This is a genomic window from Actinoplanes sp. CA-142083, assembly GCF_050942195.1.
GTDB lineage: Bacteria > Actinomycetota > Actinomycetes > Mycobacteriales > Micromonosporaceae > Actinoplanes.
In genome coordinates this window covers 521357-546074 of record NZ_CP192076.1, presented here as the reverse complement: position 1 = coordinate 546074, position 24718 = coordinate 521357, and the positions used below count along the sequence as shown (strand labels likewise).

The following is a 24718-nucleotide window of genomic DNA, read 5'->3' as shown; positions in this document are numbered from 1 at the left end:
TGATGACCGTCTGTTGATCGCTCCGTATTAGTTGTCATCACGCAAAGTCACTCATACTTTCGGCTAGTCTTTTCTCAACCTCTCAGTTAGGGTCTTGGTATCCGAACGGCCTAATGTGCTCGGTCGGAGGCGATCGAATCGACCGCCATCGACCGCTATAGGGACACCCGACCGACCGGGTCCCGCGAACAAACGGGACCGGCTCTCCGGAGAGGTGCCAGGGAGGACCAGATATGACCGTCACCGAGAGGTCGCAGATCTCGCCGGCCACCACGGCCGGCGCCGAGGCGCCGGCGGACAGCGCCGCCGAGCTCCTCAACGCGATGGCCGCGATGCCGGCCGGCCACCCGTCGCGCCCGCACCTGCGGGACGCCGCGATCGAGGCCTGGCTGCCGCTGGCCCGCCACCTCGCCAACCGCTACTCCGGCCGCGGGGAACCCACCGACGACCTGATCCAGACCGCCACCGTCGGCCTCATCAAAGCCGTCGACAAATTCGACCCCGACCGCGGCGTCGACTTCGCCGGCTACGCCATCCCCACCATCATCGGCGAGATCAAGCGCCACTTCCGCGACCGCACCTGGTCCGTGCGCGTCCCCCGCCGCCTGCAGGAACTACGCCTGGCCATCACCGAGGCCAACAGCACCCTGACCCACTCACTGGGCCGCTCCCCGACAGTCACCGACATCGCCGCGCACCTGTCGATCACCGAGGAAGACGTCCTGGAAGGCCTCGAAGGCGCCCGGGCCTACAACGCCACCTCGCTGAGCACCCCGATCTCCGCCGACGGCACCACCGAGCTCGGCGACACCCTCGGCGGCGAAGACCACGAATACGAGCTCGCCGAGACCCGCGTCGCCCTCGGCCCCGCGCTGGCCACCCTCGACGAGCGCGAACAGAAGATCCTCACCCTGCGCTTCTACGGCAACCTGACCCAGTCGCAGATCGCCGACCAGATCGGCATCTCCCAGATGCACGTCAGCCGCCTGCTCACCAAGGCGCTCACCAAGCTGCGCGGCCAGCTGGCCGGCGACGAGATCTGAGCGACCACACCCCAGGGACAGCGTGCGGCCGGCCCGGTTCGGGCCGGCCGTATGCTTTTTCAGGACAGCTGCGAGAAGCCGCTGAAACCGATCAGGAACTTGCTGGCCTGCACCTTCGTGCCGCCGCCGCGGAAGATGATCAGGCCCGAGTCCGACCGGCGGACCGCCATGATGTCGTTGTACCCGTCGCGGTCGAAGTCGCCGACGCCGACCACCTCGCGTACCGCGTTCGCGAAGTTGCCGAGCGCCCAGCGCGTGCCGACTTTGCCGCCGCTGGCGCCGGCGTACAGCCAGAGGATGCCGTTCGCGTTCTCCCGCACCACGAAATCGGTGTAGCCGTCGCGGTTGAAGTCGCCGACCCCGGCCATCTCGCTGCGGCCGCCCCACACGGTCGCGCCGATCAGCTTGCGAGCGCCCAATGCCGTACCCGATTTGCCGGGGTAAAGGTAGAGACTCGTGCCCTGGATGGCGGTGAGGTCAGGGTAGCCGTCCTTGTTGAAGTCCCCGACCGCGGTGATCTCCCGCACCGCGCCCCAGTTCGTCCCGATCTTCTTGCGGGCGCCGAAGCCGCTGGTCGTGCCCGGGTAGAACCACAGGTCCCCGGCGGTGCTGCGGGCCACCACGTCCTCGCGGCCGTCCCGGTTGAGGTCGCCGACGCGGACGATCGCGTTCATCCCGCCCCAGCCGCTGCTCATCGCCCGGCGCTGCCCCCACTGCGGGACGCTACCGTTGCCCGGCAGCAGGTAGATCCAGCCGTTGGTGTAGCGGGCGACCAGGTCGGACCAGCCGTTGCCGGTGAAGTCGGCCATCCGGGCGGCCGACAGCGGGGCGAAGTCGACGTAGTTGTTGTCGATGTTGATCGTGACGCCGCCGTACGTCTCCTGGTGGCCGCCGCGGTACTGCTTCATCCGCCGCTTGCCGGGCCACGCCGTCGCCGGGATCACCGGGTCGCCGACGGTGACCTTGAGGTCCCAGCGGGCGAAGTCCACGTAGTCCGGCGGCACGTAACCGGTGGCGCTGTAGTTCGCCACCTGGTCGGCCACGCCCGAGCTCGCGCTGGAGTAGAAGCCGGAGAAGTAGCTGAGGTCGTGCAGCCGCGACGTCCAGCCGTTCATGAACGTGAGCACGCCCTTGCGGCAGGCCGCGTCGGTCGTCGGGTACGCCTCGAGGTCGTAGATGACGATGCTCTGCTTGGCCAGGCCCAGCGCGCCGGCCTGGGCCACGGCGTCCGAGGCGGCGGCCCGGCCCTGCGCGTCGGCGGTCGCGTTGTTGATCAGGTTTTTCTTGCCCGAGCAGGAGGCCTGCAGGCCGACGTAGATCGGCAGCAGCTTCCAGCCGGCGGTGACCTGCTCCTTGACCCACGCGGCGGTGAGGTTGGCCTGGGTGCAGCCGCGGCTGACGCCGCCGATGTAGATGCCGATCGCCTTGTACGGGGACGCGGCCTTCCACGCCTTCATCGACGCGCTGGACGGCGCGGTGCACGCGTCGAACGCGTACCCGGTGAAGCTGCCCGGCTGCACCGTGCTGTACGCCGCCGCGGCGGTGGCGTTGGTCCGGGCCAGCACGAACAGCGAGGCCACGAGGACCGCGACGAGAAACGAAGCTTTGATGGCGAGGCTGCGGCGCGGCTCGATGAGCGCGTGGGCTCCCATGATGGCCTTTCTCGGCGACAGACGACGCCCGAGCCAACCAAACGATCATGGGAGCCGCCTCCGCCGAACGGCTCGATCCGGACAACCCGCTCGGGCCTATCTATAGATCGACGCCTATCCTCGTGACCGCCTGGCGACGGGCGGTGACGATCAAGGCGACCGCGAGCCCGAGCGCGCCGGCCTCCATGACCGCGCCCACCAGCGGCGTCGCGTCGTAGCCCCAGCCGGCGGTGATGGCCAGGCCGCCGAAGTACGCGCCGGCCGCGTTCCCGAGGTTGAAGGCGGAGACCGCGGCCGAGGAGGCCAGCAGGTTCTGCGCGTCGTCGCCGGCCGCCGTGATCACCCGGGTGGTCAGGCCCGGCACGGTCGCGTACGCCGCCACCCCGAGCGCGAAGAGGGTGACCGTCGCCGGCGCCTTGGCGTGCGAGGTCCACGCGAACGCGACCAGCACCACGAGCATCGCCACCGACGCGGTGACGATCGTCCCCATGAGACGTCGGTCCGCGCCGCGGGCTCCGATCACGTTGCCCAGCACCAGCCCGAGACCGAAGAGCGCGAGCAGCCACGGCAGCGCGCCGTCGGCGAAGCCGGCCACGTCGGTCATCAGCGGCGCGATGTAGGTGAACGGGGCGTAGACCGCGCCGAACGCCAGGGCCGTCATGCCGAGCGCCAGCCAGACGGCCGGGTTCCGGAAGGCGGCCAGCTGCGTGCGGGCCTCGCCGGTGGTGGCCATGTCCGGCACGAACGCCGCCGTAGCCGCCGCGGCGACCAGTCCGAGCAGGGCCATCGCCCAGAACGTCGAGCGCCAGCCGAGCTGCTGGCCCAGCAGGGTGCCGAGAGGGACGCCCGCGACGTTGGCGACGGTGAGCCCGCTGAGCATCGCGGCGATCGCGCTGCTCCGCCGCGACGGCGGGACCAGGTCACCGGCGACGATGGTGGCGAAGCCGATGAAGGCGCCATGGCCGAGCGCGGCGACGATCCGACCGCAAAGCATGATCCCGTACGACGGCGCGAGCGCACACAGAACATTGCCGGCGACGAAGAACGCGAGCAGCCAGATCAGCACCGGTTTGCGGCGGCGGTGCGCCACGAAGTAGGTCAGCAGCGGCCCGCCGAACAGCACGCTGAGGGCGTACCCGGAGACGAGCAGGCCCGCCGTCGGGATCGAGACCCGCAGGTCGGACGCGATGTCGGGCAGCAGGCCCGTGATCACGAACTCGGTCATGCCGATCGCGAACGTGCCGACCGCGAGGGCGGCGAGAGCCAATCCGGAACGCTTGATCACTCCAGCGACTCTCACAGACCCGCCACAGTTCCGCCACACCGTAAAGTAAGTCCGGACGTAGATCGGATCACCGTCGCCGACAACGCGGCACCATCCCGACACCGCCGTTGAAAACAGGTGGTTTCACACGATCGGGGAGATCGGAGCTTCAGCCACAGAAGTGACTCCACAGGTTTGGCGGCGTCCGCTCCGGCTACCGTGTTAGCCGATGCCACCTTCTGCCGAGCTACCCGGATTCCTGCACGGAGTCGCCCCGCTACTCGACCGCTGGGGCTACACCGCCGTCGCGGCGCTGATCGGCGTCGAGAGCTTCGGGGTGCCGGCGCCGGGTCAGACGATCATGGTGGCCGCGGCCATCTACGCCGGCGCCGGCCGGCTGAACATCTTCGGCGTGGCCGCGATCGCCTTCGTGGCCGCCGTTCTCGGCGACAACGTCGGGTACTGGATCGGGGTCCGCGGCGGCCGCAAAGCGGTGCACCGTTGGGGCAAATACGTGTTCCTTACGCCGGAGCGTTTGGCCCGAGCGGAGGGTTTCTTCGCGCGACGCGGAGGTCGTATCGTTGTCATCGCTCGTTTCATTGATGGACTCCGGCAGTTCAACGGGGTGATCGCGGGAATCACCGCGATGCCCTGGCGCACCTTTCTGATCTACAACACGATCGGTGCGGCACTGTGGGTCGGTTGGTGGACGGGCATCGCGTATGCGCTCGGTACCCATCTCGTCGAGATCATCGAGCATGCACACCGATACAAATGGTGGGCGATCGCCATCATCACCCTCGCGGTGGTCGCCTACATCACACTGCACCTCCGGCACATCAGACGCCGGCGCGCCCGCAGCGCTGCGGCAGTCGTCGAGGAGCCACAACCCTGACGTCGCGCGCCGGGATGCCCGGGGGTGCAAACGGAAGGAGAGTTCGTGACCACCCCTCAGCTTGATCGTCGTCGTGCGCAGTCGGCGGCCGCCGCCGGCGCCGCCGAGAAGGCCCGGCTGGCCGTGACGGAGCTGGACAACCGGATCCGCAGCAACGCGGAGCTCACCCAGCAGCAGACCCAGGCGTTGCGTAACGCCGAGGCCGAGGCCAAGCGGCTCAAGCGGGCGCTCAAGACGCAGGAGCGCGACCGGGTGCGCCTGGCGAAGGCGCACAAGAAGGCCGTCAGCAAGGCCTCGAAAACCAAGAGCCGCGCCAGCGACATGGACGCCAAGTACGACAAGGCCGTCCTGGCCGAGCTGGTCCGCCGCGAGAAGGAGCGCGACCAGACCGCGCAGCTCGCCACCGTGACCGCGATCGCCCCGCGCCCGGCGGCCGCGCCCAGCGCCGCCGAGCCCGCTCCGGCCGCTTCCGCGCCGGCATCCGCACCCGCACCCGTCGCCGGGACGCCGGCGACCCCGCCGGCCCGGCGGACCACCCGCGCCGCGTCACCGGCGAAAAGCACGCCCGCGAAAAGCACCGCGGTGAAAAGCACGGCCGCGAAGGCCACGGCCGCCCCGGCCAAGACCGCCGCGACCGCGACCGCCGCGCGCACGACCGCCACCAAGGCGGCGAGCGCGGCCAGCAGCACCACCGGCCGCACCTCCACCGCCGGCCGCGCCACGACGGCCCGCAAGGCCACCGAGCCGGCCGCTTCCCGTCGCCGGGGCACCACCGCCACCGGTCGCTGAAGCGACAAGCAGCGGCGCTGATAGCAGCACCACACTCAGGCCGCGCCCGGGCAACCGGGCGCGGCCTTGTGCAACGCTCGATCGGTGAACGACATCCGGGCGATCCTCTTCGACATGGACGGCACGCTGGTCGACTCCGATCGCGCCGTCGAACGCTCCTGGCTGTCCTGGGCGACCGAGTACGGCGCGGACGGCCCCGCGGCGTACGAGATGGCCCATGGCAGCCCGAGCGAGACCACCGTGCGCAAGCTGCTGAGTCATCTCGGTGAAGAGGAGATCCGGCGCGCCTCGGCCCGCCAGCTGGAGCTGCAGTACGACGACCTGTCGGACGTGGTGGCCACGCCGGGCGCGCTCGACCTGATCGCCCTGCTCGACCGCGAGGGCGTGCCGTGGGCGGTGGTGACCAGCGCCGACGACCGCCTGGCCAAGGCCCGGCTGACCGCGGCCGGCATCACCCCGCGGGTGCTGGTGACCACCGACGACGTGGCGGCCGGCAAGCCCGACCCGGCGGGCTACCTGCTCGCCGCCCAGCTGCTCGGCGTTCCGGCGGAGAACTGCCTGGTGGTCGAGGACGCCGAGGTCGGCCTGGAGGCGGCCCGGGCGGCCGGCGCGCACACCGCCGCGCTGCGCGGCCTGCACGGCGACCTCGAGATACGCACTTTGGCCGACCTCACGACGACCGTCACGCCGGCAGGTCGTCCAGGAACTCGGCCGTAGGGACGAAGAACAGCGAACCGGTCACGGCCGTCGAGAAGTCGAGGATCCGGTCGTACGTGCCGTACGGCTCGCCGAGGAACATCCGGCGCAGCATCAGCTCGGGCACGTCCGGCGTGGACGCGTACGCGATGTAGTACGTCCCGAACTCGCCGTCCTTGATCGAGCCGAACGGCATGTTGTCCCGCAGGATCTTGAGCTCGTTGCCGTCCGGGTCGTCGACCGTGTTGAGCTCGACGTGCGAGTTGGGCGCCTTGTCCTTGATCTCGACGTTGTCGAGCTTGGTGCGCCCGATCGCCGCTTCCTGCTGCTCGACCGTCAGCGCGTTCCACGCCTGCAGGTCGTGCAGGTACTTCTGCACCAGGACGTAGCTGCCCCCGGCGTACGCCTCGTCCTCGTCGCCGATCAGCACGTGCGGCCGGGCCTCCTCGGCGCTCGGGTTCTCGGTGCCGTCGACGAAGCCGAGCAGGTCGCGCTCGTCGAAGTACTTGAAGCCGTGCGTCTCGTCGACGATGTCGGCCACGTCCCGCAGCCGGTCGGCGATCTTGCTGGCCAGCTCGAAGCAGACGTCCATCTGCCCCGCCCGGATGTGGAACAGCAGGTCGCCAGGGGTCGACGGCGCGCTGTGCTTCGCGCCCTTCCACGCGCGGAACCGGTGCAGCCCGGCCGGCCGCGGCGCGGTGAACAGCCGGTCCCACAGGTCGGCGCCGATCCCGGTGACGCAGGACAGCTTCGCAGCCGGCAGCCGGAACCCGACCGTGCGCTGCAGCGCGCTCATGTCCTCGAGCAACTCCCGGACGGTGGCCTCGCCGCCCTCCCGGACGGTCGCGACCAGGAACATGGCGGCGTCGGTGAGCGGGGCCAGCACCGCCTGCGAGGTGACGAGCGGGCCGAGCGAGCGAGGCGCGGTCATGATCCGCAGCTTACGGCCCGGCGGCCGGATAATGGGCCGATGAGTGATCGGGTTGACGTTCTCGTCGTGGGCGCGGGACTGTCCGGCATCGGTGCGGCCTACCGGCTGCAGACCGAGTGCCCGGACAGGAGCTACCTGATCCTGGAGGGCCGCGACGTCTCCGGCGGGACCTGGGATCTCTTCCGCTATCCGGGCGTCCGCTCCGACTCCGACATGTTCACCCTGGGCTATCCGTTCCGCCCCTGGCGGCAGCCCAAGGCGATCGCGTCCGGCGGGACCATCCTGCGGTACGTGCGGGACACCGCCGACCGCTTCGGCATCACCGGGAAGATCCGCTTCGGCCGCCGGGTCGTGAGCGCGCACTGGTCCACCGAGGACGCCGCCTGGACCGTCCGCACGGCCAACGGCGAGGAGTACTCCTGCCGGTTCCTGTACCTGTGCACGGGCTACTACCGCTACTCGGGCGGCTACGACGTCGACTTCCCCGGCCGGGCGGATTTCGCCGGGCCGATCGTGCATCCGCAGCAGTGGCCGGCCGACCTCGACTACGCGGGCAAGCGGGTCGTGGTGATCGGCAGCGGCGCCACCGCGGTGACCCTGGTGCCGGCCATGGCCGAGACCGCGGGACACGTCACGATGGTCCAGCGCTCCCCGTCGTACATGATCAATCTGCCCGGCGGCGACGGCGCCGGCAGCCGGGAGATGAGCCCGGCCGCCGCCCGCCTGATCCGCTCACGGAACGTCGTGGCCACCGCGCTGCTCTATCAGGCCTCCCGCCGGTGGCCCGACAAGGTGGGCGGCTACCTGCGCAGACAGGTCGCCGAGCAGCTGCCGCCGGAGGTGCCGGCCGATCCGCACTTCACGCCCCGCTACCACCCGTGGGACCAGCGGCTCTGCGTGGTGCCGGACGGTGATCTCTTCACGGCCCTGAGGGCCGGAAGGGCGTCGGTGGTCACGGAGGTGATCGACACCTTCATCCCCAAGGGGGTACGCCTGACCGACGGCACCGAGATCGAGGCCGACATCATCGTCACCGCGACCGGGCTCTCGATGGTGACCCTCGGCGAGATCGCGGTGCACGTCGACGGGCGGCCGATCGAGACCGGCAAGCTCAACGTCTACAAGGGAATGATGTTCTCCGGCGTGCCCAACCTCGCCTGGTGCGTGGGATACATCAACGCTTCCTGGACGCTGCGCGCCGACCTCACCTCGCGCTACGTCTGCCGGTTGCTCAACTACATGGGCAGGCACCGCATCGAGATGACCACGCCGACCCCGCCGGCGGACATGCCGCCGGGCGGCGAGCCGTTGATGGCGCTCAGTTCGGGGTATGTCCAACGCGCGGCCGCGATCCTCCCCCGTCAGGGCGCGCGGCGGCCATGGCGGGCACGTAACAACTACCTGACCGACATGCCGGCCATGCGATTCGGCCGCATCGACGACGGCAACGTGACGTTTGCCCGGCGAAAGGTCTGATATGCAGCGCTTCGCGTTCGCCGGACGCACCTGCCTGATCACCGGCGCGGCCAGCGGGATAGGCGCCGCCCTCGCCCTCGACCTGGCCAAACGGCGGGCGGTGCTGGCGCTGCTCGACCGGGACGCCGAAGGGCTCGAACGGGTGGCGGAGCTCGCGCGTGAGGTCGGGGCCGGCTCGGTCACGACGTACGTCGTCGATCTGAGCGATGGCGGCGACCGGCTGGACCTGGCCGCCGAGATCGCGTCCCGCCACGGCGGCGTCGATCTTTTGATCAACAACGCGGGCGTGTCGCTGACCGGCACGTTCGAGCAGAACCGGATGGCCGACTTCGACTGGCTGCTCGAGATCAACCTGCACGCGGTGATCCGGATGACCAAGGCGTTCCTGCCGCAGCTGCTGGCCCGGCCCGGCACCCACCTGGTGAACATCTCCAGCCTCTTCGGGCTGATCGGGCCGCCCGGCCAGGTCGCCTACGCCACCAGCAAGTTCGGCGTGCGCGGGTTCACCGAGGCGCTGCGCCACGAGCTCGAGCCGCAGGGCGTCGGCGTGACCGTGGTGCACCCGGGCGGCATCAAGACCAACATCGCGGCCAGTGCCCGGATCAGCGGCGCCGACCCCGACGGCGAGCAGGCCGCGCAGGCCCGCAAGTTCGCCGAGAAGGCGCTCACCATGCCGCCCGAGGAGGCGGCCCGGCAGATCGTGGCGGCCATCCAGTCGCGCAAGCCTCGCCTGGTGATCACCCGGGAGGCCAAGGCGGCCGACTGGCTGGTGCGGATCACCCCGACCCGGTGGTGGCAGCTGACCCAGAGCCTCGCGAAGCGCATTTCCTAGAACACGGCGAACCGCCGGCGGTCCTGCCCGTCGATCGTCGTGAAGTCGCCGCCGGCCTCGAGGGTTCCGGTCGACCGGTTCACGCTCAGCACGCGTACGCCGATGACGCCGTTGCCCTGCGGCGCCCACGGCGCCAGCGTGCCGGTCGCGGTGACCGCGGCCAGTTTGTAACGCGGCTCCGAACCGTCCACGCACGCGCCATGCACGCCGTTCTTGCTGGTGAGGCAGGCGCTGTCGAAGTGGCCGCCGACGTAGGTCACGCCCTTGTCGACGGCGATCGCGGCCGCGTCGCCGTCGAAGACCCGCTGCCATCGCAGGGCGCCGGTGAACGCGTACGCGATGGCCCGCCCGCCCACGCCCGCGGTCGCGACGTAGACACCTGCCGGATCCAGCGCGATCGCCCTCACCTCGGCCGGCACCTTCGCTCGGAAGCCGGGATCGACGTCCCCGGTCGTGCCGTGCACGGCCGCCAGCCGCAGCGTGCCCTTCTCGTCGTCGACGAAGTGGAAGCCGCCACCCACGTAAACGCGGTTACCGAGGGCCGCGAGCGCGTGCACGGCATCGTCGGCCGACGGGCGCCACGCGGCGTCGAGCTTGCCGGTGTCCAGCACGAAGGCGGCCAGGTTGGACCGTTGCTTACCGTCCACGTCGGTGAAGCTGCCGCCGAGATAGAGCCGGCCGTTGCCGGTGGTCAGGGCGTAGGCGGTGCCGGTGACCGTGTGCCGGAACGGCAGGACGGCACTGGCCACCGGGCTGAGCCGGGCCAGCGAGTCACGGGTGTGCCCGCCCACCTCGTGGAAGTCGCCGGCGGCGTAGATGCTGTCGCCCGCGGCGGCCAGGGCGCGCACGGTGCCGTCGGCCTCGGGCGCCCAGCTCAGCAGCGCGCCGCTGCGGGCGTCGAAGGCGGCCAGGCGCATCCTCGGATAGGTGCGGCCGCCGTAGGTGGCGCTGGTGAACGCGCCACCCAGATAGACGACCGGGCCGACGTGGGCGATGGCGTAGACCCCGCCGTTGAACGTGGGGCCGGTGGCCAGTGCCCGGCCGCCGATCGCCGTCGCCTGGGCCGGCAGGCCGAACAGGAGGGTGGCGACGGCGACGACGCAGGCGGTCAGGAATTTGGGCACAAATCCTTAACCGTCACGCACGCGGGAAAGTCTCGGCTCGGCCTCGATCGCGGCCGCCTCTTCGTCCGCGCCCAGGGCCGAGGTGCGCAGGCCCAGCATGTCCAGCCATTCGAGGAGCTGGAAATGCACCGCGTCGGCGCCGTCGAGCTCGGGGCGCGCGATCGGCCACCGCGCGGGATGCACCAGCACGGCGTCGGTCTGCCAGCCGCCGAGGCCGCCGTGCGAGCCGACCAGCTCCTCGAAGGCCGCCACCTCCTCGGTCACCGGGTCGACGCAGCTGATCAGCACGATGTCGCCGATGTGCGCCGACTCCTGGTGGCGCAGCAGGTCGGCGCGCGCGTGCGGGCCGTACGGAATCAGCGGGTCCAGGCCCTCGACGGTGTTGTCGCGCAGCCGGTGCAGGCCGGAGGTGCCGTAGGCGACCGGCCCGTGCTCCTCGCGGACCACCACCAGGCCGACCCCCGGGTGGGCGGCCAGCCCCGGGATGAGCTGCGGATACACCTCATCGATCTCGGCCCGGCCGAGCCGCTGCGCGAACTGGGTGAGATACAGCAGCGAGAGGTTGCCCGACGAGACCACCAGCGGAGGCGATTCGCCGGACAGTCGCTCCACCAGCTCGTCGAGCGTCTCGCCGTAGCGCTGCCGGAACGTCGCGCCCTGGCTCTGCCCGTGATCCGAGAGCACGACGATGTGGTAGCGCCGGGCCGCCTCGGGCGCGAGCCGCTCCAGCACCCCCAGCATCCGGTCGAGGCTCTCCAACTGCCGCATCGACTCCGGCCGGGCCGGGCCGGCGTGATGCGCCACCTCGTCGTAGTCCACCAGGTCGCAGTAGATCGAGGGCGCGCCCCGGGCCATCTGCTCGGCGATCAGCGAGATGTTCACGTCGCGCAGCAGCATCGAGGCCGGCCGCAGGGCCAGGAAGGCGCCCGACCGGCTGACCCGGGGCAGCAGGTTGCGCCGCCGCTGGAGGCGGGCCTGGTGCAGCTCGGTGATGACGTCGCCGACGCCGAGCACGAGGGCGCGGGTGAACCCGTACGGCGAGGCCATGAACGCCGCCCACCCGCGGGCCGACCGGCCCGGCAGCGCCGCGTGGCTGACCGTCAGCAGGCTGACCGCCGCGTCCCCGCTGAACGCGTTGCCGATGCTCACGCCGCCGTCGCGCAGCAGGCCCCGGCCGTCGCTGAGCCGAGCCTCGATCGAAGCCGCGTCCCGGGGCCGGTTGGAGACCATCAGCTTGCCGGTGTCCTTCTCGTACCAGCGGAAGCCCGGGACCTGCCGGGTCGCGCCGTGCAGGATGCCGGCCTGCGAGGCGGGCGTGGTCGACGGAAGCCCGGTGTGCCAGCCGCGCATGGTGTGGCTGCCGGAGCGCAGCCAGTGCCCGAGCGTGGGCAGGTTCCCGGCCCGCACCGCCCAGCGCAGCACCGGCTCGGACAGCCCGTCGAGCTGGATCATCAGCAGGCCCGGCTCGCTGCCCGGGCGGGGACGGCGGAGCGTGAGGAACGGTCCGCCGGCGCGCCGCGCGGTGCGCCGGCGCACCCCACGCATCAGGCGCTTGGCCTCCTTGACGAACGTGTCGTCGGTGCCGCTGTCCAGCATCCAGTCGATGATCGCGGCGAAGACCACGGCCAGGATCGCGGCCAGCACCAGCGACGGCAGCCCGCTGATCCGGTCGGCCGGGTCGATCTCGAGGGCCACCACGATCACCGCGATCTGGGCGACGACGCCGAACAGCATGGCGCCCCAGCCGCCGAGCGCGACGATGCCGACCAGCAGCAGCGGCCGCAGCACCGCGCCCACTCCCGCGACGACCAGCACCAGGCCGAGCGTCTCGACGATGTCGGCGCTCGCGACGCCGGGCATCAGCCACAGCGTCGCGGTGAGCACCACGAAGGTGACCAGCGCGCTGCGCAGCACAGCCCGCAGCCGATTGAGGATCCGTCGCCAGCTCAGCAGCGCACGCAGCTCGGCGCCGCGGGTGGTCGGCGCGGGCGGGGGCTCATGCGGGCTTACGGCCACCGGGCAACAATCGCACAGCTTGCCGGTGCGATGGCCCGGCGTGCCGGGAATCACCCCGGCACTCGTTCGGGGGAATGACCGGGTCACGGGGCCTTCCGTGCGGATACCTTCGGCCCGGTGCGCCGCCTCCCGATCGTCTTGTTGAGCGTGTTCCTGTTCGCGTGCTCACCCCCGCCGGTGGCGAAGGTGAGCCCGAGGATCGTCGGCTACTTCACCGATTGGGGCGTCTACGGCCGCGACTTCCAGGTGAAGGATCTCGACACCGACGGGGCAACCCCCAAGCTGACCCATATCGTGTACGCCTTCGGCAAAGTCACCGGCGGCCGCTGCTCCCCCGCCGACACGTGGGCCGACTACGAGAAGCCGATCCCGGCCGCGGACAGTGTGGACGGGGTCCCCGACGACCCCACGGCGCCGCTGCGCGGCAACTTCGGCCAGCTGCGCAAGCTCAAGGCCGAGCACCCCGGGCTCAAGGTGATCTGGTCGTTCGGCGGCTGGACCGGCTCCGACGGCTTCACCGCCGCGACCCGCGACCCCTCGACGTTCGCGGCCTCCTGCCGGGCGCTGGTCGACGACGCCCGCTGGGCCGGCGTCTTCGACGGCATCGACGTCGACTGGGAGTACCCGAACGCGTGCGGCCTGACCTGCGACACCAGCGGCCCCGACGCGCTGACCCGGATGCTGGCCGCGCTGCGCTCCGCCTTCGGCCCACGTGCGCTGGTCACCGCCGCCGTCCCCGCCGACCTGGGCAAGCTCGACAAGGCCGACTACCTGGGCGCGTCCCGCCAGGCCGACTGGCTGAGCGCGATGACCTACGACTACTTCGGCACCGACGGCCGGCTCACCACCGATCCGCACTCGCCGCTGACCACCTATCCCGGCATTCCGCGCGACACGGCGACCACCTCGGCGACGATCGACAAGCTGCTCGCGCTGGGCATCCCACCGGCGAAGGTCCTGCTGGGCATCGGTTTCTACGGCCGCGGCTGGGCCGGCGTCTCCGGGACGGGCCCCGGCAGCACCGCCTCCGGTCCGGCGGCCGGCCGCTTCGAGAAGGGCCTCGAGGACTACGAGCTGCTCGTGAAGCGCTGCCCACCGACCGGCGTCACCGGCGGCACCGCGTTCGCCCACTGCGGCGATCAGTGGTGGTCCTACGACACCCCCGAGACGATCAAGACCAAGATGACGTACGCCCGCAGCAAGGCACTAGGCGGCGCGTTCGCCTGGGAGCTGTCCGGCGACACCACCCACTCCGACCTGCTCGGCGCGATCGCTACCGGCCTCGCTGTTCAATAGCTCGTCCGGTGGGAACCATGGTTGGGGAAACCGCTACGGGAGGAAGTCATGGCCACCAAGAAGATCGCCATCGTGCTGACCAGCCACGAGAAGCTCGGCGACACCGGGCGCACGACCGGCTACTACGTCGGCGAGGCCGCGCACCCGTGGGCCGAGTTCGTCGACGCCGGCTACGCGGTCGACCTGCTGTCGATCGACGGCGGCAACCCGCCGCGCGACGGCGAGGACAAGGACGACGCCGTGCAGCGCCGCTTCCTGGCCGAGGCCGGCGACGAGCTCGCCAAGACCCGCCCGGTGCGCGACGCCGACCCGGCCGCCTACGACGCGGTCGTCCTGGCCGGCGGCCACGGCACCATGTGGGACTTCCCCGGCTCGGGCGAGCTGGCCACCCTGCTCCGCGAGGTCTACGAGTCCGGCGGCGTGGTCGGCGCGGTCTGCCACGGCCCGGCCGGCCTGGTGAACGTCAAGCTCTCGGACGGCACGCCGCTGGTGGCCGGCCGCCGGGTGTCGGCGTTCACCAACGCCGAGGAGGACGCGGTCGGCCTCACCTCGGTGGTGCCGTTCGCCCTGCAGACCCGCCTCGAGGAGCTGGGCGCCCACCACGAGTCCGGCCCGAACTGGAAGCCCAAGGTCATCCGCGACGGCCGCCTGGTCACCGGCCAGAACCCGGCCAGCGCCGCCGGCGTCGGCCAGGAGGTTCTGACGGCGCTCCGCGGTTAGCAGTCGTTATCCACAGGCGGGAGTTATCCACAGCCCACAGGCCCGCCCAGCACGATCAAGCCCCCTTTCCCACGACAATGACCTGCGGGGGTGCCCCCTGGGAGGGCGGGGTCCCCGGCGGCGGCGATCTTGGTTCGGGCTGGGTCCACGGGTCCAGCCGTGCCTGGTCGGGATGCTGATCGTGTCCCGCTGACGGCTGGGCTGGGCTGCCACGGCCCGGGGCCTGCATGGTCTCGGTGGGTGAAGCCCCGTCCCGCCGGCCGACCCCGTACGCGGGAGATCTTGAAGGTTTGCCGTTCCGGGCGAGCAGCAAATCATCATCCTGGCGCGCGCTCGCTCAACTCCTGCCGGATTTAAAACCATATTTCCGGCAAGTGCGCCCCGGTCGTCCCGCATGATGGACCCAACGAGTGGAACGGTCCGCCGGCATGCGAGACCCGCTCCCGCTATCCGGTAGCCACCGCCACATCGCGAGCACCGGAGACTCAGCCGATCTCGACCCAGACGTTGTCGAGGGCGCCGTTGAACTGGTCGTTGTCGGCGAAGGCGCCCTTGCCCCCGATGCTCAGCGGCCGCTCGTTGCTGACCGACAGCTTGGCGGGAACGGCGGTGCTGCCCCGCGCCACCCCGTCCACCAGCACGGTCAGCAGCGTGCCGGCGCGGCGACAGGCCAGCGCGTGCCACCGCCCGTCCGCGACGCTGACCGCGCTGGTGATCATGCGGATGGCCGGCTTCTTGTCGTCGACCAGCACGCAACTGGGCCGGCCGGCCGCGCCGTCGATCTGCAGCTTCCACTGGCTGCTCGTGGTCGAGTAGCCCTTCTGCACGATGTTCTGCCCCTTGCTGGTCTGCCCCGGCAGGAGCAGCACGTCCGCGCCGTACGCGATGTCGCGGGTCCCGGGGTTGAGGTCGGCCGAGGTCGGGGTTTGGAGCGCGACATGCGGGCAGACCGGGGTGGCGCAGCGGGCCGGGAAGGCGAGGGCCATGCCCTGGCCGTGCACGACGGAGCGGACTTCTCCGCCGTGCCCCGAGATCACACTCAGCGTGTGGCCGCGGCCCGACGCGTCGACGATGGCTCGCCCGTTGAACGTGTAGCGGGCCATCATGACGCCGGGACTCGGGCCGGACGCCGCGGCCGGAACCCCGGCCACGACGGCGAGCAGCATGGCGAACCAACTAGATCGCATGCCCGAATTATTACTTGTGTTACTTATGTGGGGGCGGACAACCGCCCCGCGAACCGGCCGATCATGCCTGCCTGAACGACCTAACCCACGTGCGCGACCGCGCCCTCGACCGGCAGGTCCTCCTTGCGTGCCTTGATGAAGACCGCGGACACCACGGCGGCGGCCAGAACCATCACGGCCGCCCAGGTGAACGCGGCCGAGTAGCCGTCCACCTGCGCCAGCAGCCCGACCTTCTGCCCCTCCTCCGGGCTCGTCACCGACGGCAGGTGCGAGGTCGCGTACGCCGTGATCGCGCTCGTCGCGATGGTGTTCAGCAACGCCGTGCCGAGCGAGCCGCCGACCTGCTGCGTCGCGTTCAGCGCCGCGCTCGCCGCGCCCGCGTCGTGCTCCGGCACCCCGACCAGCGCGAGGCTGGACAGCGGCACGAACGTGAAGCCGAGGCCCAGACCCAGCACGACCTGCGCCGGGGCCAGGTGCGCCCAGAACGACGTGTCCAGGTCGATGAAGGTCAGCGAGAACATCGCGCCGGCGCCGAGGATCGGGCCGAGGATCATCAGCGGCTTGGCGCCGACCCGCGGCAGCAGGTTGCTGGCGACGACCGCCGAGATCAGCACGCCGACCGTCACCGGCAGCGAGGCGAAGCCGGCCTTCAGCGGCGTGTAGCCCAGCACGTTCTGCAGGTACAGGGTCAGGAACAGGAACGCACCGAACAGGCCCGCGCCCACCAGGGCCGAGGTGATGTACGCGCCGCCGCGGTTGCGGTCGGCCACGATGCGCAGCGGCAGCAACGGGTTGCGCACCCGGGCCTGCAGGACCACGAAGACGAGCAGCAGCACCACGCCGGCGCCGATGAACGACAGCGTCGTCGCCGAGTCCCAGCCCTCGTCCGGCTTGGCCGCCTCGGTGAAGCCGTACACCAGCGACGCGAGGCCGAGGGTGACCACGATCGCGCCCGGGATGTCGTACGTGGTGTCGCCGTGCGCCCGGCTCTCCGGCACCAGCGGGATGGCCAGCGCCAGCGCGACCAGCGCCACCGGGATGTTCACCAGCAGGCACCAGCGCCAGTCGGCGTACTCGGTGAGCACGCCGCCGAGCAGCAGGCCAACCGCGGAGCCACCGCCGGCGATCGCGCCGTAGACGGCGAACGCCTTGGCCCGCTCCTTCGCCTCGGTGAACAGCACCGTGAGCAGGGCCAGCGAGGCCGGGGCGAGCAGCGCGCCGAACGCGCCCTGCAGGGCCCGCGCCGCGAACAGCATCTCGCCGCTGTTGGCCAGGCCGCCGAGCGCGGAGGCCGCCGCGAAGCCGACCGCGCCGACCATGAAGGTGCGCTTGCGTCCCCAGTAGTCGGAGATCCGGCCGCCGAGCAGCAGCAGGCCGCCGAAGGCCAGCGTGTACGCCGTCACTACCCACTGCCGGTCCGCGTCCGAGATGTCCAGCGCCTTCTGCGCGCTCGGCAACGCGATGTTCACGATCGTCGCGTCCAGCACCACCATCAGCTGGGCGATCGCGATGACGCCCAGCGCCACCCATCGACGCGGATGTGGCGCATTTGTTTCGACCGGGTGTTCTGCATTTGACTTTTCCGCGGCAGCGGTCATCCCATTGCCCTTTCCCGGAGATCCCCTTAAAGGGCGATCTTATGTATCCGGAAATCGAAAACTGCCGCTTGAGCAGGGAAATGAGACGCTACTAACGTTCTCAGTGCGTTCACAGGAAAATTGTGTTCCAGGGCACGTCCGGCCGATAACGCGGGAGCGAGGCGAGGTCCAGGTGGTGGCTGACGTCGGCCGCGAAGCGGTCGCATACCGGGTTTGTATGTGGCCGTTTCGCGGACGCCGTCAGGCGCCGCCTGGGCCACGCCGCAGCCCCTCGTTATCGGCCGGACGTGCCCTGTCCCTCAGGGGAATCGGCGTCGAGCGGGACTGCCTTGCCGCGGACGAGTCCTAGCTGGACGCCGTGACGGCCGAGAACGGAATCGAGAAGCCAGTCGCCGGCCACCCGCACCCGGTTGCCCGGCATCGACAGCAGGTGGTAGCCGCGGGTGACCACCTTCGCCGGGAACCCCTTGATCGCGACACCGAGCGGGTTGGCCGCCGAGTCGAGGCCCCCGAGATCCACCACAAAGCCGAGATCATGATGCTTGTACGGGCGACGCCGGCCGCGCCCGTACGAGGCGGCGATGTTCAGCGCCGCGGTGTGGCCGTGCCGGACGGCGTGCTGCGCGGTCATCCCGGTGATCTCGCCCGGCATGGTGAGATCGGGAACCGCCGCGGCGTCGCCGATCGCGTAGACGTCCGGATAGCCGGGCACGTTGAGGTACTCGTCGACGCACAGCCGGCCCTCGCGGGTGGGCAGGCCGACGCCGTCGACCAGCGGGTCGGGCCGCACCCCGACGCACCAGATCAGCGACTTCGTCGGCACGTACTCCCCGGTGGACAGACGGACGCCGTCCGCCATCGCCTCCTGCACGCTGGTCTTGGTGAGGATCTCGACGCCGCGCTCGCGCAGCACCTCGTCGGAGGCGTCGGCGAGCCGCCGGTCGAGCGACGGGAGCACCCGGTCGGCGGTGTCGATCAGCAGCCAACGCGGCAGCCCCTGCAGATCGGGCCGGGTCTTGACCAGGTCCCGCGTGTAGAGCACGCCCTGCGCCGCCACCTCGGTGCCGGTGTAACCCGCGCCGACCACCACGAACGTGCAGCGGGCCCGCCGCTCGGTCTCGTCGGTCGCGTTGGCGGCCATCTCGATCTGCCGGGTGATGTGGTCGCGCAGGTACAGCGCCTCGGAGATGCCGCGGAAGCCGTGCGCGTGCTGGGCGACGCCCGGCACCGGCAGCAGCTTGTTCACGCTGCCGACCGAGATCACCAGCCGGTGGTAGCCGAGCTTGCCGGTGCCGCCCTCGGGGTCGGTGTAGCTGATCATGCGGCCGTCGAGGTCGAAGCCGTCGACCTCACCCAGCACGACGCGTACGCCCGGAAGCGCCTCCGCCAGCGACACGGTGACCCGGCGCGGCTCGAGCAGGCCGGTGGCCACCTCGGGCAGCAGCGGCAGGTAGAGGAAGTAGTCGGTGGGGTTCACGATGACGATCTCGGCGCTGCCGTGGGACAGCTTGGCGAGCTTGCGGGCCGCCGTGAAGCCGGCGAACCCGGCACCGACGATCACGATCCGGGGACGTGCCATGGCCGTTCCTCCCGTGCGAGACGCGCGTAGTTCGAAGCTAGCCCACAATCCGGGGCTGACCGTTCGACCTACCCAGGAAATCGGCCGAACGGCCGTCGACCGGATGTCACGAAATTCACGTCTGGATAGGTGCCGGCCGGTGCCCACACGGGGAGGCATCGAACGGCGGGGGCGAAGGGGGGAGGCGTGAACGGGACAGCGGTGTTGGAGCCGCATGGGTACGCTCACGTCTTCCACCACCCCCCGATCGGACACCTGGAATTGGACGCCCGAGAGGCCGACTATGCCGATTTCGTCCGCACCCGGACGCATGCATTGTTGCGCTCGGCGTACCTTTTGACCGGAGATCAGCACCTCGCCGAGGACCTCGTCCAGGAGGCGCTCGCGCGCACGCATCGGGCTTGGCTACGCCTCGAGAAGCCGGAGAACGCCGAGGCGTACGCCCGGAAGGTGATGTATCACGCCCAGGTCTCCCTCTGGCGGCGGCCGAAGGTCGCCGAGGTCCTTCCCGGCGAGCTCGAGGAGCAGCCGACCGGCGACGACCCGGCCGAGGCGGCGGTCCAGCGGCTCGCCCTGCGCCGGGCCCTGCTCACGCTCAGCGCCAAGCAGCGGGCCGTGATCGTGCTGCGCTTCTTCGAGGACCACACCGAGGCCGAGGCGGCCCAGCTGCTCGGCGTCTCGGTGAGCACGGTCAAGACGCAGACCGCCCGCGCCCTCGACCGGCTCCGCACGCTCCTGCCCGACCTGCGCATGCTCACCTCGGAGCAGCAGCGATGACCGGGTTATGGGCCCGCACTCCGGGGCGGCGGCGATGACCGACCGCCTTCGCGACTCGCTGCGCGACCTGGCCGACATCGCCGAGCCGGCCGACCTGTACGACGGCGCCGTCCGCCGCTCGCGCCGGATCGCCCGCCGGGAGGCCACCGTCGGCACCGCCGCCGCCCTCGCCGCGCTCGCGCTGCTGGCCAGCGGCCTGTGGCGGCTGCCGGCCCGGGAGGCCAAGGAGCCGCCGCTCGCGCTGCGCTCCTCGGCGCCGGCCTCGCTCGTGCCGCTGCCCCGGCCCACCGTCACCGTGCCCCGCCACTCGCCCGCGCCGACCCACCACGCCACCAAGCCGCCCACCGTCGCGATGCGGCACAAGAACCAGCCGCAGGTCGCCGAGTACACCGCCACCCCGGCGTCCCGCACGCTCGCCGACCTGCCCGGCCACGTCTTCTACCAGCAGACCGGCGCCGATCCCGACGTCGTACGCATGTCGCCGGGCGACGGCGCGGTCGACACCGTCCTGCCCAAGGCGCCCTCCGCCGTCGGCGTCTCCCCCGACGGCAACAAGATCGCGTACGCCATCGGCGACACCCTGCTCATCGAGCCCACCGGCGGCACGCCCGAACAGGTCGCCAACGGCGTGAGCACGGCCGGTCAGCCGCCCGCCTGGTCGCCCGACGGTGACCGCCTGCTGGTCGCCGCGGGCACGCCCGCCATCCTCCAGGTCGGCTCGGGCACGCTCACCCCGCTCGGCGAGCAGCTCGCCGGCGGGCAGCATTTCCGCTGGTCCGGTGACGGCACGACGCTTGTGTACGCGACCTCGTACTGCTCGCTGAAGGTGGTGGCCGGCGACTCGGACACCGCCGTCCCGGTGATCGGCGACCGGCAGACGGCCGACAACCCGGACGGCTTGGCCGCGTGCAAGCCGACCAGCGTCGACGCCACCGGCCAGCGGGTGACCGTGCCGCTGCAGACCACCGGCGAGACCGGCGCCGACAGCCCCGACACGGCCGACGCGGTGGTCGACACGGTCACCGGCGACGTGGTGCCGCTGCCGGTCACGGGGAGCGTGGTCGGCGCGTACTTCAACCCGGACGGCAATCTGCTGGTCCGCTCCCGCAAGGGCACGAGAACGACGCTGTGGCTGTTCGCCCCCGACGGAACGCTGCTCGTCCAGGCCAAGGAGCCGGCCGAGCTGCACAACCTGAATCTGCTGGCTTACACCCGTTAGCTTTTCTTGCGGCCGAAAAGCTTGAAGCCGCGCTTCTTGGGGGTGGGCTCGCGGGTGGCCTCGCCGTTGAGGACGGCCAGGCGGTGCTGGGCGACCGGGTTCTCCGGCTCCATCCGCAGCGACGTGAGCATCGCCTGCCGGGCCTGGTCGGTGTGGCCGAGCGCCTCCAGCGCGACGCCGTGCGTGAAGTAGTAGTGCGGCTCGTTCGGGTCCAGGCCGATCGCGGTGCGCGCGGCCTGCTCCGCGTCGGCGAACTGCCGGTCGGCGGCGAGCAGCGCCCAGGCCACCCGGTCGTGCCAGAGCGCGTTCCGGGGGTCGGCTATCACCGCGCGGTACGCCGTGGTGACCGCGTCCTCGTGCTTGCCGAGCAGGGTGAGCGCGCGGCTCGCGGTGGCCAGCGCGCTCGGGTTGTCCGGGGCCAGCGCGATCGCCTTGTTCGCCGCCTCGAGCGCGCCCTGGTTGTCGTCGAGCGCGAGCCGCAGCCGGGCCATCAGGTTCCAGCCGGCCACCGAGGCGGGATCGGCGGCGAGCACCGGCTCCAGCGTCCGCGCGGCTTCGGCCGGGTCCATCCGCTCGAACAGCGCCGTGGCCCGGGCGATGCCGACGTCGGTAGGGCCGGCGCCGGCCCCGAGCGACACAGCGGGCTGGGCGAAGTCGGAGGACACGTGTCCATCTTCGGCGATTTGCCGCATTTCAGAGGCGGATTTCGCGGACCGGAACGCGGTCAGGAGCGAATTCCCCTGAGGTTTCCCCGCCGGGCCCGGCGACGCCGGACCAGCACCACCAGGCACACCACCGCCGCCAGCACCAGCAGCACGGCCGCCACCGACAGCCACCAGGCCGTGTCGGTCGCGCCGATCTCGAGCAGGATCGCCGCGACCACGCAGCCGATCACCACCCACCAGAGCACGACGCTCACCCGGTCCGGCGCTACGTTCACGCCGGCCGCGCGGACGTGCGCGTTCGAGGCCGAGACGGTCAGCAGGCGCACCGCGAAGCCGCCCACCGCCGCGACGCCGAGCTGCCACGGGAGCCATCCGGCCGGCGCGACGGTCGCGCTCAGCAACAGGAGCAGGCAGAGCGTCGCACCGATCGCCGCGATCCGCTGACGGCCCTGGGTGAGCACGCTCATCAGGTACGCCCGGAGCGAGCGGTCCAGCCGAGCCACGAAGTACGCGGCGAACGCGATCGGTGCCAGCGCCGCCAGCCCGGCCAGCACCCGGGCCCCGCCCACCGAGAACTCGGTCATCCGCCAGCCGACGTACGCGAGGATCGCCAGCAGCACCGCCGTGTAGACCAGGAACCGGCGCAGCGCCACGTCGAGCATGAACCGGCTGGCCTGCTGCCGCGGGTCGGCCCGCAGCGCGCCCGCGAGCCCGCTGGCGCCCCGGGCCAGCCGCCCCAGCGCGAACGGGTTGCGGTGCACGACGTCCAGCGTGGCCAACTCGTGCTGGGCGACCGCGTTGTCCGGCTCGAGCGCGAGCGCGTCCCGCAGCGCCTGCCGGGCCCGGTCGGTGTAGTGCAACTGCTTCATGACCATGGCGTACGTGATGCGGAAGTCGGCCTCGTTCGGATCGAGCTGGACCGCGAGGCGGGCCGCGTGCTCGGCCTCGACCCCGCGCCGGCCGTCGCCGAGCAGCGCCCAGGCCACCCGGTTGTGCCGGTACCCGTTCTCCGGCTCGAGCTGCGCGGCCCGCTGCGCCACCTGGACCGCCTCGTCGTGCCGGTCGAGCCCGGTGTACGCCCGGCTGAGCGCCCCGAGCGCCTCGGCCGACTCGGGCGCGACCAGCACCGCCTGGTGGGCGGCCCGGTAGGCCGGCTCCGGCTTCTTGAGGGCGAGCTGCGCGTGCGTCATGAGCACCAGCGCGCGCACGTTGTCGGGCTCCGCCGCCAGCACCGGGCCGAGCAGCTCGGCCGCCGCCGACGCGTCGCCGCGCTGAAACTGCACGGCCGCCATCGCGACGGCGGTGCCCGACTCGGTCATTGCCCGGCCGCGGTGGACGGCCGCTCAGCCGTGGCGTCAGGTCCGTCGGTCGCGGCTGAGGGCTGGGCCGCCGTGGTGGGGAGCCAGCCGGCCGAACGGGTGTGGTCGTGGGGCTCGTACCAGGGCATTGACGCGAAAGCGCGGACCGGGAACGTGCCGAAGCCCTCGATCCGGGGCGGCGCGGCGGTGAAGCGGGCGCCGGTCGGCGGCAGCTGCTCGAGGCCGGTGAGGTGCTCGACGATCGGGATGCCGGCGGCCAGCAGGATGCTGTGCGCCGGCCGCTCCCCCGCGCTCTCCGCCGACATGTCGTCGAGGTTGACCGCGTCGATGCCGACCAGCGCCGCGCCCCGCTCGGCCAGCAGCTTCGCCGCCTCGGCGGTCAGATAGGGGTTGTCCTGCGCGTACGCCGGCGTGCCCCAGTGCCGGTCGCCGCCGGTGTGCAGCAGCACCGCGTGCCCGGCCAGCGTGAGCTGCTCGAGGTCGGCCACCTCGACCGCCCGCCGCTCGGAACCGGCCGTGCGGACCACCGTGGCCGGCAGGTCCGCGAGCCGCCCGAGCGGCAGGCCGGCCAGGTCGGTCCCGCCCTCGTAGCGGTGCCGCGGGCTGTCCAGGTAGGTGCCGGTCTGCCCGACCATGTCGATCCGGTCCATGCTGAACTCGGTGCCCTCGGCGTACCGCGGGCGGGAGTCGGCCCAGGTCAGATGAGGGCTGATGACCGGGCCCGGCATGCCGGGGTACGTCGTCATGCCGTTCGCGATGACGTGGCTGAGCTCGACCAGCTCGAGCCGGATCGCCGACCGGCCGGCCGGCTCGGCCTTCTCGCCGAAGACCCGGCACGCGGCCAGGTCGACCCGCTCGACGTGGCGCAGGCCGAGCGCGGCCACCAGGAACGCGGAGATCTCGGCCTGGGTGACGTCGGCGTGCGGCACGTCGATCGTCAGGCCCTGCGCCCGCACGCTGCCACCGCTGGTGAGGATCACGGCGGCGTCGAGCTCCGCCCGGTACTGCAGCACGGCTGTCCCCTATCGCAGTTCGATGATCGCTTCGACGATCAGCCAGATGCCGAAGATAGCGAAGAGCGCGGCCGCGCCGTACTTGATGGCCCGCTCGGGCAGGTGCCGGCCGAGCATCCGGCCGACCAGGATCGCCAGCGCGTCGGCGGCGACCATGCCGACGGTCGAGCCCAGCCAGGTGCCGAACCAGCCGTGCTGAGTGGCCAGCGTGATGGTCGCGAGCATCGTCTTGTCGCCGAGCTCGGCCAGGAAGAAGGCGCCTCCCACTGCCAGAATCGCCGATTTCGTCGTACGGGATGCCTTGTCTTTTTCTTCGTCGGTGAGTTTGTCGCCGCGCAGGGTCCACGCGCCGAAGACGAGGAACGCGATGCCGGCGACCAGCGAGATCCAGCCGGTGGGCAGCGTGGCGCCGAGGCCGTAGCCGATGCCGACCGAGACCGCGTGCACCACCGCGGTGGCCACGGTGATGCCGATCAGGACCGGCATGGGCTTGAAGCGGGTGGCGAAGGTCAACGCCATGAGCTGCGATTTGTCGCCGAGCTCGGCCACGAAGATGACCACGAAGCTGATCGCCAGCGCGGCGAGGAAGCCATCCACGAAAAAACTCCCGGTAGTCGGGACCGGGAG

Annotated in this window: 21 protein-coding genes and 1 pseudogene; 10 read left to right on the top strand and 12 right to left on the bottom strand. The window is 71.4% G+C overall.

Annotated elements, in window-relative coordinates; translation table 11 throughout:
* The first annotated feature begins 233 nt into the window (after positions 1-233).
* Positions 234-1043, top strand: coding sequence for an RNA polymerase sigma factor SigF (locus ACQPZX_RS02575; RefSeq protein WP_433373782.1), 810 nt, complete (start codon positions 234-236; stop codon positions 1041-1043).
* 59 nt (positions 1044-1102) lie between these two features.
* Here ACQPZX_RS02575 and ACQPZX_RS02570 read toward each other — a convergent pair whose 3' ends face one another.
* Both ACQPZX_RS02570 and ACQPZX_RS02565 read right to left on the bottom strand, forming a co-directional pair.
* Positions 1103-2695 (bottom strand): glycoside hydrolase domain-containing protein, encoded by a 1593-nt coding sequence (locus ACQPZX_RS02570; RefSeq protein ID WP_433373779.1) that lies wholly within the window; start codon positions 2693-2695, stop codon positions 1103-1105.
* A 100-nt stretch (positions 2696-2795) separates the two neighbouring features.
* The gene (locus ACQPZX_RS02565) at positions 2796-3980 is read right to left on the bottom strand and encodes an MFS transporter (protein ID WP_433373776.1); all 1185 of its coding nucleotides are present in this window, start codon (positions 3978-3980) and stop codon (positions 2796-2798) included.
* 208 nt (positions 3981-4188) lie between these two features.
* On the opposite strand from ACQPZX_RS02565, the gene ACQPZX_RS02560 reads away from it, so the two are divergent.
* The 3 genes from ACQPZX_RS02560 (at position 4189) to ACQPZX_RS02550 (ending at position 6360) form a co-directional block, all read left to right on the top strand.
* Entirely contained in the window at positions 4189-4854 is a 666-nt protein-coding gene (locus tag ACQPZX_RS02560; RefSeq protein ID WP_433373773.1) for a DedA family protein, read from the top strand.
* A gap of 45 nt (positions 4855-4899) precedes the next feature.
* Positions 4900-5643, top strand: a complete 744-nt coding sequence (locus tag ACQPZX_RS02555; protein ID WP_433373770.1) for a hypothetical protein — start codon at positions 4900-4902, stop codon at positions 5641-5643.
* 84 nt (positions 5644-5727) lie between these two features.
* A complete protein-coding gene (locus ACQPZX_RS02550) occupies positions 5728-6360 on the top strand; it encodes an HAD-IA family hydrolase (RefSeq protein ID WP_433373767.1) in 633 nt (210 codons plus the stop codon).
* On the opposite strand, the gene ACQPZX_RS02545 is transcribed toward ACQPZX_RS02550, so the two are convergent.
* A complete protein-coding gene (locus tag ACQPZX_RS02545) occupies positions 6326-7270 on the bottom strand; it encodes a Dyp-type peroxidase (RefSeq protein ID WP_433373763.1) in 945 nt (314 codons plus the stop codon). The genes ACQPZX_RS02550 and ACQPZX_RS02545 overlap by 35 nt on opposite strands.
* A 39-nt stretch (positions 7271-7309) precedes the next feature.
* Here ACQPZX_RS02545 and ACQPZX_RS02540 point away from each other — a divergent pair, with 39 nt between their 5' ends.
* Both ACQPZX_RS02540 and ACQPZX_RS02535 read left to right on the top strand, forming a co-directional pair.
* Positions 7310-8746, top strand: coding sequence for a flavin-containing monooxygenase (locus ACQPZX_RS02540; RefSeq protein WP_433373760.1), 1437 nt, complete (start codon positions 7310-7312; stop codon positions 8744-8746).
* 1 nt (position 8747) lies between these two features.
* Positions 8748-9578: an SDR family NAD(P)-dependent oxidoreductase gene (locus tag ACQPZX_RS02535; RefSeq protein ID WP_433373758.1), complete on the top strand. Its 831-nt coding sequence runs from the start codon at positions 8748-8750 to the stop codon at positions 9576-9578.
* Here ACQPZX_RS02535 and ACQPZX_RS02530 read toward each other — a convergent pair.
* Together ACQPZX_RS02530 and ACQPZX_RS02525 are read right to left on the bottom strand one after the other, a co-directional pair.
* Positions 9575-10702 carry a hypothetical protein gene (locus tag ACQPZX_RS02530; RefSeq protein WP_433373755.1) on the bottom strand — a complete coding sequence of 376 codons (1128 nt, stop codon included), beginning with the start codon at positions 10700-10702 and terminating at the stop codon, positions 9575-9577. The genes ACQPZX_RS02535 and ACQPZX_RS02530 overlap by 4 nt on opposite strands.
* A gap of 6 nt (positions 10703-10708) precedes the next feature.
* The gene (locus ACQPZX_RS02525; protein WP_433373752.1) at positions 10709-12718 is read right to left on the bottom strand and encodes an alkaline phosphatase family protein; all 2010 of its coding nucleotides are present in this window, start codon (positions 12716-12718) and stop codon (positions 10709-10711) included.
* Between the two features lie 165 nt (positions 12719-12883).
* Here ACQPZX_RS02525 and ACQPZX_RS02520 point away from each other — a divergent pair.
* Both ACQPZX_RS02520 and ACQPZX_RS02515 read left to right on the top strand, forming a co-directional pair.
* Positions 12884-14014, top strand: a pseudogene (locus ACQPZX_RS02520) (glycoside hydrolase family 18 protein); the annotation flags it as partial.
* A 48-nt stretch (positions 14015-14062) separates the two neighbouring features.
* Positions 14063-14734 carry a type 1 glutamine amidotransferase domain-containing protein gene (locus tag ACQPZX_RS02515; protein ID WP_433373749.1) on the top strand — a complete coding sequence of 224 codons (672 nt, stop codon included), beginning with the start codon at positions 14063-14065 and terminating at the stop codon, positions 14732-14734.
* A gap of 485 nt (positions 14735-15219) precedes the next feature.
* Here the strand turns inward: ACQPZX_RS02515 and ACQPZX_RS02510 are convergent, their stop codons facing one another.
* From ACQPZX_RS02510 to ACQPZX_RS02500, 3 genes are all read right to left on the bottom strand, one after another.
* On the bottom strand, positions 15220-15921 hold the full coding sequence (locus ACQPZX_RS02510) for a LamG-like jellyroll fold domain-containing protein (protein ID WP_433373747.1): 702 nt from the start codon (positions 15919-15921) through the stop codon (positions 15220-15222).
* A gap of 80 nt (positions 15922-16001) precedes the next feature.
* Positions 16002-17414, bottom strand: coding sequence for an MFS transporter (locus ACQPZX_RS02505; RefSeq protein WP_433384980.1), 1413 nt, complete (start codon positions 17412-17414; stop codon positions 16002-16004).
* A gap of 379 nt (positions 17415-17793) precedes the next feature.
* On the bottom strand, positions 17794-19098 hold the full coding sequence (locus ACQPZX_RS02500; RefSeq protein ID WP_433373744.1) for an NAD(P)/FAD-dependent oxidoreductase: 1305 nt from the start codon (positions 19096-19098) through the stop codon (positions 17794-17796).
* A gap of 261 nt (positions 19099-19359) precedes the next feature.
* On the opposite strand from ACQPZX_RS02500, the gene ACQPZX_RS02495 reads away from it, so the two are divergent.
* Positions 19360-19875, top strand: coding sequence for a SigE family RNA polymerase sigma factor (locus tag ACQPZX_RS02495; protein ID WP_433384977.1), 516 nt, complete (start codon positions 19360-19362; stop codon positions 19873-19875).
* A 34-nt stretch (positions 19876-19909) separates the two neighbouring features.
* Complete coding sequence (locus ACQPZX_RS02490) at positions 19910-21094, top strand: TolB family protein (protein ID WP_433373741.1); 1185 nt, start codon at positions 19910-19912, stop codon at positions 21092-21094.
* Here the strand turns inward: ACQPZX_RS02490 and ACQPZX_RS02485 are convergent.
* Genes ACQPZX_RS02485 through ACQPZX_RS02470 form a run of 4 tightly spaced genes read right to left on the bottom strand, consistent with a single transcriptional unit; the run spans position 21091 to position 24688 of the window.
* Entirely contained in the window at positions 21091-21759 is a 669-nt protein-coding gene (locus ACQPZX_RS02485; RefSeq protein WP_433373738.1) for a tetratricopeptide repeat protein, read from the bottom strand. The genes ACQPZX_RS02490 and ACQPZX_RS02485 overlap by 4 nt on opposite strands.
* A 59-nt stretch (positions 21760-21818) precedes the next feature.
* Positions 21819-23078: a tetratricopeptide repeat protein gene (locus tag ACQPZX_RS02480; RefSeq protein WP_433373735.1), complete on the bottom strand. Its 1260-nt coding sequence runs from the start codon at positions 23076-23078 to the stop codon at positions 21819-21821.
* Positions 23075-24091: a cyclase family protein gene (locus ACQPZX_RS02475; RefSeq protein ID WP_433373732.1), complete on the bottom strand. Its 1017-nt coding sequence runs from the start codon at positions 24089-24091 to the stop codon at positions 23075-23077. The genes ACQPZX_RS02480 and ACQPZX_RS02475 overlap by 4 nt, the downstream gene beginning before the upstream one ends.
* A gap of 9 nt (positions 24092-24100) precedes the next feature.
* Positions 24101-24688, bottom strand: a complete 588-nt coding sequence (locus ACQPZX_RS02470) for a TMEM165/GDT1 family protein (RefSeq protein WP_433373729.1) — start codon at positions 24686-24688, stop codon at positions 24101-24103.
* Positions 24689-24718: the final 30 nt, after the last annotated feature.

Coding starts and splice junctions, on each gene's coding strand:
- ACQPZX_RS02500 (WP_433373744.1), bottom strand. CDS start 19,098: ATGGCACGTCCCCGGATCGTGATCGTCGGTGCCGGGTTCGCCGGCTTC.
- ACQPZX_RS02570 (WP_433373779.1), bottom strand. CDS start 2,695: ATGGGAGCCCACGCGCTCATCGAGCCGCGCCGCAGCCTCGCCATCAAA.
- ACQPZX_RS02480 (WP_433373735.1), bottom strand. CDS start 23,078: ATGACCGAGTCGGGCACCGCCGTCGCGATGGCGGCCGTGCAGTTTCAG.
- ACQPZX_RS02515 (WP_433373749.1), top strand. CDS start 14,063: ATGGCCACCAAGAAGATCGCCATCGTGCTGACCAGCCACGAGAAGCTC.
- ACQPZX_RS02505 (WP_433384980.1), bottom strand. CDS start 17,414: ATGGTGGTGCTGGACGCGACGATCGTGAACATCGCGTTGCCGAGCGCG.
- ACQPZX_RS02575 (WP_433373782.1), top strand. CDS start 234: ATGACCGTCACCGAGAGGTCGCAGATCTCGCCGGCCACCACGGCCGGC.
- ACQPZX_RS02540 (WP_433373760.1), top strand. CDS start 7,310: ATGAGTGATCGGGTTGACGTTCTCGTCGTGGGCGCGGGACTGTCCGGC.
- ACQPZX_RS02545 (WP_433373763.1), bottom strand. CDS start 7,270: ATGACCGCGCCTCGCTCGCTCGGCCCGCTCGTCACCTCGCAGGCGGTG.
- ACQPZX_RS02535 (WP_433373758.1), top strand. CDS start 8,748: ATGCAGCGCTTCGCGTTCGCCGGACGCACCTGCCTGATCACCGGCGCG.
- ACQPZX_RS02510 (WP_433373747.1), bottom strand. CDS start 15,921: ATGCGATCTAGTTGGTTCGCCATGCTGCTCGCCGTCGTGGCCGGGGTT.
- ACQPZX_RS02560 (WP_433373773.1), top strand. CDS start 4,189: ATGCCACCTTCTGCCGAGCTACCCGGATTCCTGCACGGAGTCGCCCCG.
- ACQPZX_RS02490 (WP_433373741.1), top strand. CDS start 19,910: ATGACCGACCGCCTTCGCGACTCGCTGCGCGACCTGGCCGACATCGCC.